Origin of the sequence: Variovorax fucosicus (genome assembly GCF_030316825.1) — a bacterium.
Lineage (GTDB): Bacteria > Pseudomonadota > Gammaproteobacteria > Burkholderiales > Burkholderiaceae_C > Variovorax > Variovorax fucosicus.
The window spans coordinates 563,650-576,432 of the sequence record NZ_JASZYU010000002.1 but is presented as its reverse complement, the minus strand read 5'-3'; the positions used below and the strand labels follow the sequence as shown (position 1 = coordinate 576,432).

Here is a 12,783-nt window from a genome sequence, read left to right as displayed (position 1 = left end):
ATCTGTTCAGCCGAGCAGGCGTGCGAGCGTGAGCAGCGCCAGCAATACCATCCACATCACGACCGAGCGCCAGACCAGCCCGACCACGCTGCGCAGATGCGCGGGCTCGGGTTCGCGGCCGGGTGTGCTGCCGCTCTCGGGTTCGCGCAGGCTGGCCAGCGACTCGCCAGCCTGGGCGCGGGAAAGTGGGTCGGCCACGGGTGTCGGCCGCAGCGTGCCGCCGCCGAGCCGCACATTTACCGCGCCCGAAGTGGCTGCCAGGATCACGCCGTCGTTGCCGTCAGGAAAGCGCCGTGCGTCGTTGCGCCAGCAGTCGATCGCCTCCTCGAAGCTGCCGACCACTGCAAAACCCAGCGCCGTGATGCGCGCCGGCAGCCAGTCGATGGCGCTCCAGGCGCGGGCGCCCGCCTGCTGCACCCAGATGCTGGAAGGTTGCACGGCAGCGCCGTCCTTGTACGCCCAGTAGCGCGATACGAACTCGCTCATGCGATAGAACACCGCGCCGGCCGGGCCCAGGCCGAGCGCCGCAAGGATCGAGAACCAGGCCAGCACGCCGAACACGTGGCGGTGCGCCGCGATCACAGAATGCTCGATCACATGGCGCACGATTTCGCTGCGTGGCAGGTCGGCCGCATCGACGTGCTGCCAATGCGCGAGCAGCGAGCGCGCGAGCGGCTCGTCGCCTTCGTCGAGCGCATCGCGAATGCCCGTGAAGTGGTGGCTGAACTGGCGAAAGCCCAGCGTGGTGTAGAGCACCGCGATGCTCCAGACAACTGCAAACGGGAGGCCGAGGGTGAGCACCAGCAACCAGTGCACGCCGAGTGCCAGCAGGGTCGGCACGCCGACTGCGAGCGTCCACGCAACCCAGCCGTGATGCGGCTTGCCGGCATCGAAGTTGCGGCTCACCCAGCGCGTCCATCCGATCGCGCCGCCGTACACCGGGTTGTGGTGCGCAAGCGGCCTCACCTGCTCGATCAGCAAAGCGCACAGGATGGCGAAGAAACTCATCCTTCGATGATAGCGACTGCCCCTCGGGTCACCGGCCGGGCGCGCGGCAGTTCTTCGTTCAGGCGACCAGGAACCGGTACAGGTTGCGCAGCATGCCCGCCGTCGCGCCCCAGACAAAGCGCTCGTCGTCGCTGTCCTGGTAAGGCATGGAGTACCACTCGCGCGACTTGCCCTGGGCGTCGCTGACGGCATGACGGCGGTGATTGGCCGGGTTCATCAGGAAGGCCAGGGGCACCTCGAAGGCATCGGCCACCTCGTGGGGATTCAGCGCCAGCGTGAAGCCGGGCTGCACCAGCGCGACCACGGGCGTCACGATGAACGAGGTGATGGTGGTGTAGGTCGGCAGGGTGCCGAGCACTTCGATGTACTCCGCCGACAGGCCGACCTCTTCCCACGCCTCGCGCAAGGCCGCGGCGGCGATGTTGGCGTCGTCGGGGTCGACCCGGCCGCCCGGAAACGCGACCTGGCCCGAGTGGGTGGTCATCTGCGAGGCACGCTCGGTCAACAGCACGGTCGGCTCGCCGGCGCGCAGCACGATGGGCACCAGCACCGCCGCCTGGGCCGGTGCGCGATCGGAGATGCGCGGCTCCCGCCGCACCTCGGGCGTCCATACCGGCGGCTTGGCAAAGCGGGCGCGCAGCGCGGTGGTGGTGAGCTCGGCGCGTGCAACCGCGGGCAGGCCGTCGTCGACCGCGATCACGGGCACCTCGCGCGGATCGAACGAAAACAGCAGCGCCGGTGCGACGGTGTTGATCGGTTCGACAACGGCGGCGGATTGCATGGGTGATCGGTTGGTCAGGGAAAGCTCCAGTTAGGTTCAACGCAAGACACGGGCCGCGGCCGACGGGCAAAAGGAAATAGATCACACAGACGTGTGTTTGTTCGAGCGCCAATGCAAAAAGCCGCCTTGGCGGGCGGCTTTTGAGCACGGTTGCAGACCCGGATTATTGGGCGGCTGCTGCCTTGTTGCTCGACTTGCCCGGCAGCTTCTCTTTGATGCGTGCCGAACGGCCGCTGCGCTCGCGCAGGTAGTACAGCTTGGCGCGGCGCACATCGCCGCGGCGCTTGACTTCGATGCCGGCGATCAGCGGGCTGTAGGTCTGGAACGTGCGTTCCACGCCTTCGCCGCTGGAGATCTTGCGCACCGTGAAGCCGCTGTTGAGGCCGCGATTGCGCTTGGCGATCACGACGCCTTCGTAGGCCTGCACGCGCTTGCGGGTGCCTTCAACGACGCTCACGCTGACGATGACCGTGTCACCGGGCATGAAATCGGGAATCTTCTTGTTGAGCCGGGCGATTTCTTCCTGCTCAAGGGTTTCGATGAGGTTCATGGTTTCCTGCATTCGATCGTGGCCGCGCTGCACTAAAGGCGTCTTGCTCAAGACTGGGCTTGAAACGGACGCGGCCGGCCAGAGGATCGGGGAGCCAAAGATTATAGCTTTTTTTGGAGCGCTGCCTCATCGGCTTTGCTGAGGCGCCCCGCAGCGCGGGCAGCGGCGATCAATTCGGGCCGGTGCGCGGCCGTGATCGCCAGGCTGCGGTCGCGCCGCCAGCGCTCGATCTGCGCATGGTGGCCCGACAGCAGCGGCGCCGGCACCGCCTCGCCCTGCCACTGCTCGGGCCGGGTGTAGTGCGGACAGTCGAGCAATCCGTCGAGCGCCGGATTGAAGCTGTCCTGCACATGGCTGGCCTCGTCGCCAAGCACGCCGGGCTGCAGCCGCGCGATCGCGTCGAGCAGCGCCATCGCCGGGATCTCGCCGCCCGACAGCACGAAGTCGCCAAGGCTGATCTGATGCGTCACGCGGGCGTCGATGAAGCGCTGGTCGACGCCTTCGTAGCGGCCGCAGACCAGCACCGCGCCGGCACCGGCCGACCAGCTTTCGACCGCCGCGTGCCGCAGCACCTCGCCGATCGGAGAGAACAGCACCACCGCTGCGGGGCCGCCGCGAGCCGCGAGCGCCGCGTCGAGGCAGGCCGACAGCGGCTCGGCCAGCATCACCATGCCGGGCCCGCCACCAAAGGGGCGGTCATCCACGCGCTTGTAGTTACCCGTCGCAAAGTCGCGCGGATTCCAGAGCACCACCTCGACCTGCCCGCTTTCGTAGGCACGCCGCGTGACACCGCTCACCAGAAAAGGGGCGAACAGCTCCGGGAACAGGGTGATGACATCGAAGCGCATGCTTGCGCCGAACGGCTAGTAGTCGGGCTGCCAGTCGACCGTGATGGTGCGGCCGGCCAGGTCGACGCTGTCGACGAACGCAGAGACGAAAGGAATGAGCCGCTCGATGGCGACGCCACCCTCCTCGGCCGCCAGCACCAGTGTGGTCTGCGGGCCGGCTGCGAGGAGCTCGCGCACCACACCCAGCATCACGCCTTCGCGATTGGTCACTTGCAGGCCGATCAGGTCGACCCAGTAGTACTCGTCGTCGCCGGCGCTCGGAAAGCTCGACCGCGGCACGAACACGCGCGCACCGCGCAAGGCCTCGGCCGCATTGCGGTCGGCCACTGCGTCAGACGTCGCGACGACCCAGTCGGAATGGTCTTTCGCCTCGCGGATCGCGAGACGGAACACGCCGGCGGCTGCACCGGGGGCTTGCAGGAACCAGCGTTTGGAAGAGAAAAGCGCCTCGGGTCGGGCGCTGTGGGGCAGGACCTTGAACCAGCCCTTGATGCCCCAGGCGTCGGCGATGCGGCCTACCTCGATCGCATCCGCCGGCAATTCGGCGGCTTCGAGTGTGGGCAGCATTGCCTGGGCGGGCAGCTTAGGCTGCTGCCTTGGGCGCCGCGGCAGCGGCTTGCTTGATCAGGCGCATGACCGTGGGCGAGGCTTGGGCGCCAACGCTCTTCCAGTAGGTCAGGCGATCCTGCGCGATGCGGATGCTTTCTTCGTTTTCCTTGGCGATCGGGTTGTAGAAACCCAGGCGCTCGATGAAGCGGCCATCGCGGCGAACGCGCTTGTCCGACACGACGATGTTGAAGAACGGACGACCTTTGGAGCCGCCGCGGGAGAGTCGAATGACGACCATGATTTATCCTTGGGGTGGTGGAATTTCTTCCAGCGATTTCTTCCAGCGTTGAGACACGCGACATGACCACCCGGCCAGCGACACGCTGAAAAGCCTTCCATTATAGCCCGCTGCGCTTCCTTTGCCCGCTTTTTGCTTTCTCCCCCTCCCATGATCACCATCCGCCCGAGCCGCGACGAAGACGTCGAGGCGCTCACCGCCATCTATTCCCATCACGTGCTGCACGGCACCGGCACCTTCGAAACCGAGCCGCCCAGCGCCGCCGACATGGCCGGGCGGCGCGCCGATGTGCTGTCGAAAAACCTCCCCTATCTGGTGGCCGAACGCGACGGCGAGGTGTTGGGTTTTGCCTACTGCAACTGGTTCAAGCCGCGTCCGGCCTACCGCTATTCGGCCGAAGACTCGATCTACCTGGCCGACGCGGCGCGCGGCCAGGGCCTGGGCGCCAAACTGCTGGCCGAACTGTCGAAGGCGGCGGAGGCGGTCGGCGTGCGCAAGCTGATTGCCGTGATCGGCGACTCGGCCAACGCCGGCTCGGTCGGCGTGCACCGGGCGCAGGGCTTCACCCAGGTGGGCGTGCTGAAAGACTGCGGCTGGAAGTTCGGCCAGTGGCGCGACGTGGTGCTGATGGAGAAGGTTCTGGGCGAAGGCAGCACGACGGCGCCCGAATGAAAAACAAGACAACGGCCGCCTGGCTTGCCTTTCTGGGAGGGCCGCTCGGCCTGCACCGCTTCTACCTGCGCGGCTGGGGCGACATGCTCGGCTGGCTGCTGCCGATCCCGAGCGCGCTCGGCCTGTACGGCATTGAACGCGCCCGCATGTTCGGTCTGGACGACGCCTGGAGTTGGGCGCTCGTGCCGCTGCTCGGTTTTACCATTGCGGGGTGCGCGCTCACGGCCATCGTCTATGGCCTGATGACGCCGGAAAAATGGAACGCCCGCTACAACGCCGGAGCGCCAGCCGACGCGCCCCCGGGGCGGACGCAGTGGCTCACGATCGGTGCGGTCGTGCTCGCCCTGCTCTTCGGCAGCACCGTCCTGATGGCCAGCATCGTGTTCAGCTTCCAGCGCTACTTCGAATACCAGATCGAAGAAGGCCGAAAGATATCCCAGTGAATATCCGGTGAGCTCGGGGCTGCTCAGAGCAGCTGCAGGCTTACCCAGTAGGCGATGGCGGCGACGAAAGCCGACGCCGGGATCGTGAAAATCCAGGCCCAGACGATCGTGCCGGCCACGCCCCAGCGCACGGCGCTGGCGCGGCGGGCGGCACCGACACCGACGATCGCGCCGGTGATGGTGTGGGTGGTCGACACCGGGATGCCGAGCGCCGTGGCCAGGAACAGCGTGAGCGCCCCGCCGGTCTCGGCGCAAAAGCCACCGACCGGCTTGAGCTTGGTGATCTTCTGCCCCATCGTCTTGACGATGCGCCAGCCGCCGAACATGGTGCCCAGAGCGATCGCGGCATAGCAGCTCACGATGGTCCAGAGCGGCGGGCTGGCTTCGCCGGCGGCCGAGTAGCCGGTTGCGATCAGCAACATCCAGATGATGCCGATGGTCTTCTGCGCGTCGTTGCCGCCATGCCCCAGGCTGTAGGCGCCGGCCGAAACCAGTTGCAGCCGCCGGAACCAGCGATCGACACGCGACGGCGTCGAGCGCCTGAAGATCCAGGCCACCAGGATCATCATCATCGAGCCGAGCATGAAACCCAGCAGCGGCGAGACGAAGATGAAAGCCACGGTCTTCCAGATGCCCGACGCCACCAGCCCCGCCGATCCTGCCTTGGCGATGACCGCGCCCACGATACCGCCGATCAGCGCGTGCGACGAGCTGCTCGGGATGCCGTAGTACCAGGTCACCAGGTTCCAGCTGATCGCGCCAATGAGCGCGCCGAACACCACATGCACATCCACCACGCCGGGGTGCGCAATGCCCTTGCCCACCGTGGCCGCCACGCTCAGGTGAAAAATGAAGATCGCGATCAGGTTGAAGAACGCCGCGAACACGACCGCTTGCCCGGGCTTGAGCACGCCGGTGGACACCACGGTGGCGATCGAATTCGCCGCGTCGTGGAAGCCGTTCATGAAGTCGAACGCGATGGCCAGCGCCACCAGCACCACGACCACCCAGAGGCTGACCTGAACCGCTGCCATCAGGAGTTCTCGAGGATGATGCCCTCGATGACGTTGGCCACGTCCTCGCACTTGTCGGTGATGGTTTCGAGCAGTTCGTAGATCGCCTTGAGCTTGATCACCTCGCGCACATCGGGTTCCTCGCGGAACAGCTTGCTCATGGCGCTGCGCATCACGCGATCGGCATCGGACTCGATGCGGTCGATCTCCTCGCAGGCCTTCAGCGCGGCTTCGGCGACCGCCGGCTCGGCGATGCGGCCGAGGAATTTCACCGCGTCCCGGAGCTTGTCGCAGCACTTGACGCTCAGCGCGGTCAGTCGCGTGATCTCGTCCGTCATGTGGCGCACGTCGTAGAGCGCCATGGTTTCGGCCGAATCCTGGATCAGGTCTGCCACGTCGTCCATCGTGTTGATGAGCTTGTGGATCTGCTCGCGGTCGATCGGCGTGATGAAGGTCTTGTGGATCAGCCGATTGACGTCGTGGGTGACGCGGTCGGCCGCACGTTCGGCGTTGTCGACGTCGCGGTTGTACTGCTCACGCAGGTGCACATCGTTGTAATTCGCCACCAGTTGCTCGAAAGCGCGCGCCGCCTCGACGATGCGGTCGGCATGCTGGTTGAACATTTCGAAAAAATTACCCTCGCGGGGCAGCAGCTTGCCGAACATGGCGGTCTCCTGAGGGCACGGCTGCCACAGGCGTGTGACAGCGTCATGAAAAACCGCGCAAGTGTAATGGGCTCAGGCCGGCACTTTTCGGGAGGGCCTATTCCAGCCGCCGCAGATTCCGCCGCGCAGCAGGATCTGCGCCCCGTTGGCGAAGATCTTCAAAGGCGCTCGATCGGCTGACCGGCCACTGCGGCGAGTTGCTGCGGGGTCACCAGCTCCGGTGCAATCTCGGCCAGCGGCAGCATCACGAAGGCACGCTGCGTCATGCGCGGGTGCGGCAGGGTCAAGGTCGGCGTGTCGAGCGCGTCGTCGCCGTGCTGCAGCAGATCGAGGTCGAGCGTACGCGGCGCGTTGCGGTAAGGCCGTTCCCGGCCGGCCTGCAGTTCGAGCTGCTGCATGGCGCCCAGCAAGGCATGGGCGTCGAGCCCTGTGTCGAGGGCGGCCACCGCGTTGATGAAATCCGGCCCACTGGCCTCGAACGGTGCGCTGCGGTAGAGCGATGAGCGTGCCGCCACCCGCGTCTGGGGCAGCGCATCGAGTGCGTCGATGGCCTGCTGCACCGTGGCCTTCGCGTCGCCGAGGTTGGCGCCGATGGCCACGTAGGCCCGCACCGTCATTCGGCCGAGGTGCTTTCGTTGCTGGCGCTGCCGCCGCCTTCGGGCCGCGGCTTGCGACGCCGGCGCCGTTTGCGCGGCGCGGCGGCTTCGCCGTCCGGCGGTACGGCAGTCTCGCGTTCCGGCTCGCTCGATGCAGCGTTGGCGGCCGTCGACTGCGGCGGCTGCGGCGCGCGCACCCGCACACGCTGCCCCTTTTTCTGCTCGTCGCGGACCTGGTCCATCAGGTCTTGACGGCGCAGATCGTCGGCGGTGCTGAATTCCTGCCACCACTCGGCAATCGCCTCGCCCACCTCGCCCACATCGGCGCGCAGCCGCATGAAATCGAAGGCGGCGCGAAAGCGCGCCTGCTCGACCAGGCTGTAGGGCGTGGCACCGCTGCGCTTGTCGAAGCGCGGCTGCATCATCCAGATCTCTCGCATGTCGGCAGCCAGCTTGCCGCGGCCCGAGACATCGCCGATGCGCGAATTGAACACATCGTCGATCGCGTCCTGCAGCGCCGGGTAGGCCGGCTGCCCGCGTTGGCCATGCTGGCCCTCGATGCGCGCGGCCCAGCCGTCGCGCACGTCGGCCCACAGCACACAGGCCAGCAGGAAGCTCGGTGCCACCGGCTTGCCCTCGCCCACGCGTCGGTCAGTGTCCTGCAATGCCGCGTTGACGAACGGCTGCTCGGCACGCTCGACCACGATGTCGAGCAGCGGATAGATGCCCTTGCCGAGGCCCAACAGCTTGAGCTGCGCCACGGTGGCGATCGAATGCCCGGTCTGCAGCAGCTTGAGCATTTCGTCGAACAGGCGGCTTTGCGGCACATCGGCCAGCAGCTTGCTCGATTCGACCAGGGGCGCCCGCGTCTTGGCCTCGATGGTGAAGCCCAGCGCCGCCAGCTTGGCCGAGAACCGGATCGCGCGAATGATGCGCACCGGGTCTTCGCGGTAGCGCGTGGCCGGGTCGCCGATCATGCGCAGCGTGAGCTTCTTCGCGTCCTTGATGCCGTTGTGATAGTCGACCACGACCTGGTTGGCCGGGTCGTAGTACATCGCGTTGACAGTGAAATCGCGGCGTGCCGCGTCTTCGTCCTGCGGGCCCCAGACGTTGTCGCGCAATACCCGGCCGGTCGAGTCGACCGCATGCTTCATGCTGGCGAGTTCGCCCTTGCTCGTGCGCTCGTTTCCCTTGACCTGCTCGGCAGCGGCGTTGTCCATGTAGGCACGGAAGGTCGAGACCTCGATCACTTCATGCTCGCGACCACGGCCGTAGACCACATGGACGATGCGAAAGCGCCGTCCGATGATGAAGGCGCGCCGGAACAGGCCCTTGACCTGCTCCGGCGTGGCGTTGGTGGCCACGTCGAAATCCTTCGGCCGCAGCCCCAGCAGCAGATCGCGCACCGCCCCGCCCACCACGTAGGCCTCGAAACCGGCCTGCTGCAGCGTGGTGACCACGTTTTTCGCACGATCGTCGACCAGCGCCGGGTCGATGCCATGCACCGAGGCGGCAACCTCCTGGCGTTTGCCGAAGCGCGGTGCTGCGGTCGATTTGCCGAGCAGTTTGTCGATGAATTTCTTGATCATTGGAGTTCTTCGGCGCAACCGCGCCCTTTATTCATTTTCGAGCATGGCCCGAATCAACGGAATCGTGATGGCACGCTGGGTGCGCAGCGCGAAGCCATCAAGCTGGTTGAGCAGTTCCATCAGGCTGCCCAGATCGCGGCTGAAGCGGTGCAGCATGTAGTCGAGCACATCGTCCGACAGCATCACGCCGCGCGCGTCGGCCGCCTGGCGCAGCACCGCACGCCGCTCGGTTTCGCTCAGCAGATGCAACTGGAACACATGGCCCCAGCCGAGCCGGGTTCGCAGGTCTTCGCGCAGCGGCAAATCGGCCGGCGGCAGCGTGCCGGCGGCGACCACGCCGCGCTGCAAGCCCTGCGCGTTGATGAACCAGTTGAAGGCCGCATGCTGCTGCACTGCAGTGTAGAGGTGCACGTCGTCCATCAGCACGGCGCCCCAGCGCTCGTCGAAAGCCGGCGGCTCCAGCAGGCCCGCATGCAGCCAGCCGACGCTCGCGCCTTGCTCCCGCAACGCGACGCGCACCGATTCGAGCAGATGGGTCTTGCCAGTGCCGCTGTCGCCCCACAGGTAGGTCGGTACCGGCGAATGAATCGCCTGGGCGCGACCCTCGCCGACCCAGAGCTGCAGGTGCCGCACGGCCGCCTCGTTCGGGCCGGCAAAGAAGCCGGCCAGCGTCGGGCCGGTGGCCAGGCCGATGTCGAGTGCGAGCTGCTTCATGCCCCGAAGCGCCGGCACGGCCATACCGTGCCGTGACGGGCCGGTTCGGACGTGTGCGCTGAGGAGAGGTTCATGAAGCGAAAGGAAGCAGGGCCCGCGGCCCTTAAAATCGTGGCGAATTCTATCGGCCCGGGCGCATTGACGACCGGCGCTATCCCCCTGCTCCCCACTGCCTCCCGCTGCCTGCCATCACCATGACCTCGAACTCGCCCGCCCCCCTCAGCTACAAGGACGCCGGAGTCGACATCGACGCGGGCGACGCGCTGATCGACCGCATCAAGCCGCTCGCCAAGAAAACCATGCGCGAAGGCGTGCTGGCCGGCATCGGCGGCTTCGGCGCGCTGTTCGAGGTGCCCAAACGCTACAAGGCGCCGGTGCTGGTGAGCGGCACCGACGGCGTCGGCACCAAGCTCAAGCTGGCCTTCGAATGGAACATGCACGACACGGTCGGCATCGACCTGGTGGCGATGAGCGTCAACGACGTGCTGGTGCAGGGCGCCGAACCGCTGTTCTTTCTGGACTATTTCGCTTGCGGAAAGCTCGATGTCGACACCGCCGCGGCCGTGATCGGCGGCATCGCGCGCGGCTGCGAGCTCTCGGGCTGCGCGCTGATCGGCGGCGAAACCGCCGAAATGCCCGGCATGTACCCGGCCGGCGAATATGACCTGGCGGGCTTCGCGGTCGGTGCGGTCGAAAAGTCGAAGATCCTCACCGGCCAGAACGTGAAGCCCGGCGATGTGGTGCTGGGACTGGCCTCGGCCGGCGTCCATTCCAACGGCTTCAGCCTGGTGCGCAAGGTGATCGAGCGCGCCGGCACCGACCTGCCCGCCACGCTCGACGGGCAGCCGTTCCGGCAGGCCGTGATGGCGCCGACGCGCCTGTACGTCAAGCCGGTGCTCGAGGCGCTTGCAAAGCACCCGATCAAGGCGCTGGCCCACATCACCGGCGGCGGCCTGCTCGAAAACATTCCGCGCGTGCTGCCCGAAGGGACGGCCGCCCACCTGAAAAAGGGCAGCTGGCCGAAGACCGAATTGTTCGCCTGGCTGCAGAAGGTGGCCGGCATCGACGACATCGAGATGAACCGCACCTTCAACAACGGCATCGGCATGGTCGTGGTGATCGACGCGGCCGAAGCTGCGGCCTGCGCCGCCACGCTGCGCGCTGCGGGTGAAACGGTGCACGAGATCGGCGTGATCGCCGCGCGTGGCGACGCCGCCGCTGTGGTCGTGGCCTGACGTGGGCGCCATGCGGCCACCGCCGGGCCGCCCCAAGGCGAGCCGCACCCCTTCCTCGGGGGGCGGCGAAGCATACGAAGCGGCCAGCCGAGGGCCGGGCGTTTCCTCGCCCGCATCGCGTCATGTCGTGATCGCCAGCTACCTGCTGATTGCGGGTGCACTGCTGCTGGTGCTGTGGCGCGACCTGCTGCCTGGCCTGCTGTTCGTCTGCATCGGGTTTCTGGCGACACGGCGGCTGGCGCGCCTGTTCGACGGCGCGCTGCCCACGCGCTTCCAGGGCGCGGGCTCTTCGTGGCCGCGCGCGATCGCGGCGGCGCTTGTCATGCTGGCGCCGATCGGCCTGCTGGTGCTGGCCTTTGCCGAGGCGCGCGAGTTCGTGCTCAACGCGCCCGAGCAGTACCAGGAACTGCTCGACTACATCGCGCGTACCATCCTCGAACTGCGGCTCAAGCTGCCGGCAGAAGTCGCCGTCTACCTGCCCGAGGGCTCGGCCGAGGTGCAGCGCATGATCGCGACCTACCTGCGCGCGCAGGCCGGCGCGCTCGCGCTCACCGGGCGCGCCTGGCTCGGCGGCCTGCTGTTTGCCTATGTCGGGCTGATCGTCGGCGCGCTCGCCGGGGTGGCCCGCGCCTCGGCGCTGCAGGGCCCGCTCGCGCTGGAGCTGCAGCAACGGGTGCGCCTGTTCGGCGAGGCTTTTCGGCAGATCGTGGCCGCACAGTTCTGGATCGCCGCCTTCAACACGCTGCTGACCGCGGCCTTCCTGCTGGTGCTGTTGCCGCTGTGGGGCCTGCGCCTGCCCTACGAGCCGGCGCTGATCACGCTGACCTTCGTGGCCGGCCTGGTGCCGATCGTCGGCAACCTGCTGTGCAACGCGGTGCTCACGCTGGTCGGGCTCTCGGTGTCGCCGATCGCGGCGGCGGCCTGCCTGATCTTCCTGATCGTGATTCACAAGGCCGAGTACGTCATCAACGCCAAGGTGGTGGGCAGCCGCACCCACATGGCCGTGTGGGAGCTGCTGGCCGTGATGTTCGTGGCCGAGGCGGTGTTCGGCCCGGCCGGGCTGGTGGCCGCGCCGCTGTTCTATGCGTACCTCAAGAAAGAACTGCAGGCGAAGCGGCTGGTCTGAGGCACGGCATGTCCTGAATTGATCGACTTTGGTCTTTCTCGAGCAGGACAACGGGCTTGCAGCCAGGGAAGATAGGGCGCATCATCCACTCCGCCCACCGAGGCCCGCCCATGAAATCTTGTCTGATAGTGATCGACGTGCAGCAGTCGTTCCGCCACCGCCCCTACTCCACCGAGCGCGACATGGCGCCCTACCTGGCTGCGCAGAACGCGCTGATCGAAGGCTGCGTGGCCGCCGGCGTGCCGGTGGTGCGAGTGCTGCACAACGAAGGGCCCGAGGTCGCCGGCAACCCTTTCGCCCTGGCATCGGGCCAGGTGCGGCCGCTGGAAGGGCTGGTCGATTTCGAGCCGACGGCGAGCTTCCGGAAGCGCCGCCACAGCGCGCTGGTCGGCACCGGGCTCGACGTCTGGCTCTCGCAGAACGGCATCGGCCGCCTGATCGTGAGCGGCATCCGCACCGAGCAATGCTGCGAGACAACCACGCGCCATGCCTCGGACTTGGGCTGGGAAGTCGACTACGTGCTCGACGCCACGCTCACCTACGACATGGTGCAGCCCGACGGCCGGCCGCTCCCGGCCGCGGACATCAAGGCCCGCACAGCGACCGTGTTGGAAGGCCGCTTCGCTCGCATCTGCCGCGTCGATGAGGCGCTGGAGCGCGCGGGCGCCCGGGCCGCTGCGGTCGCCGCCTGATTCC

At 67.2% G+C, this 12,783-nt stretch carries 16 protein-coding genes; 5 read left to right on the top strand and 11 right to left on the bottom strand.

Going from position 1 to position 12,783, the window contains the following annotated elements:
- Positions 1 to 6: 6 nt before the first annotated feature.
- The 6 genes from QTI05_RS14865 to rpsP all read right to left on the bottom strand — a co-directional run bounded on the left by QTI05_RS14865 (position 7) and on the right by rpsP (position 4,034).
- Positions 7 to 1,008, bottom strand: coding sequence for a CobD/CbiB family protein (locus tag QTI05_RS14865; protein WP_286622007.1), 1,002 nt, complete (start codon positions 1,006 to 1,008; stop codon positions 7 to 9).
- Positions 1,009 to 1,066: 58 nt separating this feature from the next.
- Positions 1,067 to 1,789 carry a CoA pyrophosphatase gene (locus QTI05_RS14860; protein WP_286622005.1) on the bottom strand — a complete coding sequence of 241 codons (723 nt, stop codon included), beginning with the start codon at positions 1,787 to 1,789 and terminating at the stop codon, positions 1,067 to 1,069.
- 163 nt (positions 1,790 to 1,952) lie between these two features.
- The gene (rplS, locus tag QTI05_RS14855; protein ID WP_286545639.1) at positions 1,953 to 2,339 is read right to left on the bottom strand and encodes a 50S ribosomal protein L19; all 387 of its coding nucleotides are present in this window, start codon (positions 2,337 to 2,339) and stop codon (positions 1,953 to 1,955) included.
- Positions 2,340 to 2,440: 101 nt separating this feature from the next.
- The gene (gene trmD / locus QTI05_RS14850) at positions 2,441 to 3,187 is read right to left on the bottom strand and encodes a tRNA (guanosine(37)-N1)-methyltransferase TrmD (protein WP_286622004.1); all 747 of its coding nucleotides are present in this window, start codon (positions 3,185 to 3,187) and stop codon (positions 2,441 to 2,443) included.
- Between the two features lie 15 nt (positions 3,188 to 3,202).
- Complete coding sequence (gene rimM, locus QTI05_RS14845) at positions 3,203 to 3,754, bottom strand: ribosome maturation factor RimM (RefSeq protein ID WP_286545637.1); 552 nt, start codon at positions 3,752 to 3,754, stop codon at positions 3,203 to 3,205.
- Positions 3,755 to 3,770: 16 nt separating this feature from the next.
- On the bottom strand, positions 3,771 to 4,034 hold the full coding sequence (rpsP, locus tag QTI05_RS14840) for a 30S ribosomal protein S16 (RefSeq protein WP_286545636.1): 264 nt from the start codon (positions 4,032 to 4,034) through the stop codon (positions 3,771 to 3,773).
- Positions 4,035 to 4,184: 150 nt separating this feature from the next.
- Between rpsP and QTI05_RS14835 the strand changes: the two genes are divergently transcribed.
- Positions 4,185 to 4,706, top strand: a complete 522-nt coding sequence (locus QTI05_RS14835) for a GNAT family N-acetyltransferase (RefSeq protein WP_286622001.1) — start codon at positions 4,185 to 4,187, stop codon at positions 4,704 to 4,706.
- Positions 4,703 to 5,149: an NINE protein gene (locus tag QTI05_RS14830; protein WP_286621998.1), complete on the top strand. Its 447-nt coding sequence runs from the start codon at positions 4,703 to 4,705 to the stop codon at positions 5,147 to 5,149. Before QTI05_RS14835 ends, QTI05_RS14830 begins: the two co-directional genes overlap by 4 nt.
- Positions 5,150 to 5,172: 23 nt before the next feature.
- On the opposite strand, the gene QTI05_RS14825 is transcribed toward QTI05_RS14830, so the two are convergent.
- From QTI05_RS14825 to hda, 5 genes are all read right to left on the bottom strand, one after another.
- On the bottom strand, positions 5,173 to 6,183 hold the full coding sequence (locus QTI05_RS14825) for an inorganic phosphate transporter (RefSeq protein ID WP_286545633.1): 1,011 nt from the start codon (positions 6,181 to 6,183) through the stop codon (positions 5,173 to 5,175).
- Positions 6,183 to 6,827 (bottom strand): DUF47 domain-containing protein, encoded by a 645-nt coding sequence (locus tag QTI05_RS14820; protein WP_286545632.1) that lies wholly within the window; start codon positions 6,825 to 6,827, stop codon positions 6,183 to 6,185. The genes QTI05_RS14825 and QTI05_RS14820 overlap by 1 nt, the downstream gene beginning before the upstream one ends.
- Before the next feature lie 158 nt (positions 6,828 to 6,985).
- The gene (gene folK / locus QTI05_RS14815; RefSeq protein WP_286621995.1) at positions 6,986 to 7,444 is read right to left on the bottom strand and encodes a 2-amino-4-hydroxy-6-hydroxymethyldihydropteridine diphosphokinase; all 459 of its coding nucleotides are present in this window, start codon (positions 7,442 to 7,444) and stop codon (positions 6,986 to 6,988) included.
- Complete coding sequence (gene pcnB / locus QTI05_RS14810) at positions 7,441 to 9,012, bottom strand: polynucleotide adenylyltransferase PcnB (RefSeq protein ID WP_286545630.1); 1,572 nt, start codon at positions 9,010 to 9,012, stop codon at positions 7,441 to 7,443. Before pcnB ends, folK begins: the two co-directional genes overlap by 4 nt.
- 27 nt (positions 9,013 to 9,039) lie before the next feature.
- A complete protein-coding gene (gene hda, locus QTI05_RS14805) occupies positions 9,040 to 9,726 on the bottom strand; it encodes a DnaA regulatory inactivator Hda (protein WP_286545629.1) in 687 nt (228 codons plus the stop codon).
- 194 nt (positions 9,727 to 9,920) lie between these two features.
- Between hda and purM the strand changes: the two genes are divergently transcribed.
- The 3 genes from purM to QTI05_RS14790 all read left to right on the top strand — a co-directional run bounded on the left by purM (position 9,921) and on the right by QTI05_RS14790 (position 12,779).
- Positions 9,921 to 10,961 carry a phosphoribosylformylglycinamidine cyclo-ligase gene (gene purM / locus QTI05_RS14800; RefSeq protein WP_286621993.1) on the top strand — a complete coding sequence of 347 codons (1,041 nt, stop codon included), beginning with the start codon at positions 9,921 to 9,923 and terminating at the stop codon, positions 10,959 to 10,961.
- Between the two features lie 10 nt (positions 10,962 to 10,971).
- Positions 10,972 to 12,087 carry an AI-2E family transporter gene (locus QTI05_RS14795; RefSeq protein WP_444812907.1) on the top strand — a complete coding sequence of 372 codons (1,116 nt, stop codon included), beginning with the start codon at positions 10,972 to 10,974 and terminating at the stop codon, positions 12,085 to 12,087.
- 110 nt (positions 12,088 to 12,197) lie between these two features.
- A complete protein-coding gene (locus tag QTI05_RS14790) occupies positions 12,198 to 12,779 on the top strand; it encodes an isochorismatase family protein (protein WP_286621990.1) in 582 nt (193 codons plus the stop codon).
- Positions 12,780 to 12,783 lie beyond the last annotated feature (4 nt).

Excerpts from the sequence above, each read along its gene's own strand:
- QTI05_RS14865 (WP_286622007.1), bottom strand. The coding sequence starts at position 1,008 with ATGAGTTTCTTCGCCATCCTGTGCGCTTTGCTGATCGAGCAGGTGAGG.
- QTI05_RS14860 (WP_286622005.1), bottom strand. The coding sequence starts at position 1,789 with ATGCAATCCGCCGCCGTTGTCGAACCGATCAACACCGTCGCACCGGCG.
- rplS (WP_286545639.1), bottom strand. The coding sequence starts at position 2,339 with ATGAACCTCATCGAAACCCTTGAGCAGGAAGAAATCGCCCGGCTCAAC.
- trmD (WP_286622004.1), bottom strand. The coding sequence starts at position 3,187 with ATGCGCTTCGATGTCATCACCCTGTTCCCGGAGCTGTTCGCCCCTTTT.
- rimM (WP_286545637.1), bottom strand. The coding sequence starts at position 3,754 with ATGCTGCCCACACTCGAAGCCGCCGAATTGCCGGCGGATGCGATCGAG.
- rpsP (WP_286545636.1), bottom strand. The coding sequence starts at position 4,034 with ATGGTCGTCATTCGACTCTCCCGCGGCGGCTCCAAAGGTCGTCCGTTC.
- QTI05_RS14835 (WP_286622001.1), top strand. The coding sequence starts at position 4,185 with ATGATCACCATCCGCCCGAGCCGCGACGAAGACGTCGAGGCGCTCACC.
- QTI05_RS14830 (WP_286621998.1), top strand. The coding sequence starts at position 4,703 with ATGAAAAACAAGACAACGGCCGCCTGGCTTGCCTTTCTGGGAGGGCCG.
- QTI05_RS14825 (WP_286545633.1), bottom strand. The coding sequence starts at position 6,183 with ATGGCAGCGGTTCAGGTCAGCCTCTGGGTGGTCGTGGTGCTGGTGGCG.
- QTI05_RS14820 (WP_286545632.1), bottom strand. The coding sequence starts at position 6,827 with ATGTTCGGCAAGCTGCTGCCCCGCGAGGGTAATTTTTTCGAAATGTTC.
- folK (WP_286621995.1), bottom strand. The coding sequence starts at position 7,444 with ATGACGGTGCGGGCCTACGTGGCCATCGGCGCCAACCTCGGCGACGCG.
- pcnB (WP_286545630.1), bottom strand. The coding sequence starts at position 9,012 with ATGATCAAGAAATTCATCGACAAACTGCTCGGCAAATCGACCGCAGCA.
- hda (WP_286545629.1), bottom strand. The coding sequence starts at position 9,726 with ATGAAGCAGCTCGCACTCGACATCGGCCTGGCCACCGGCCCGACGCTG.
- purM (WP_286621993.1), top strand. The coding sequence starts at position 9,921 with ATGACCTCGAACTCGCCCGCCCCCCTCAGCTACAAGGACGCCGGAGTC.
- QTI05_RS14795 (WP_444812907.1), top strand. The coding sequence starts at position 10,972 with ATGCGGCCACCGCCGGGCCGCCCCAAGGCGAGCCGCACCCCTTCCTCG.
- QTI05_RS14790 (WP_286621990.1), top strand. The coding sequence starts at position 12,198 with ATGAAATCTTGTCTGATAGTGATCGACGTGCAGCAGTCGTTCCGCCAC.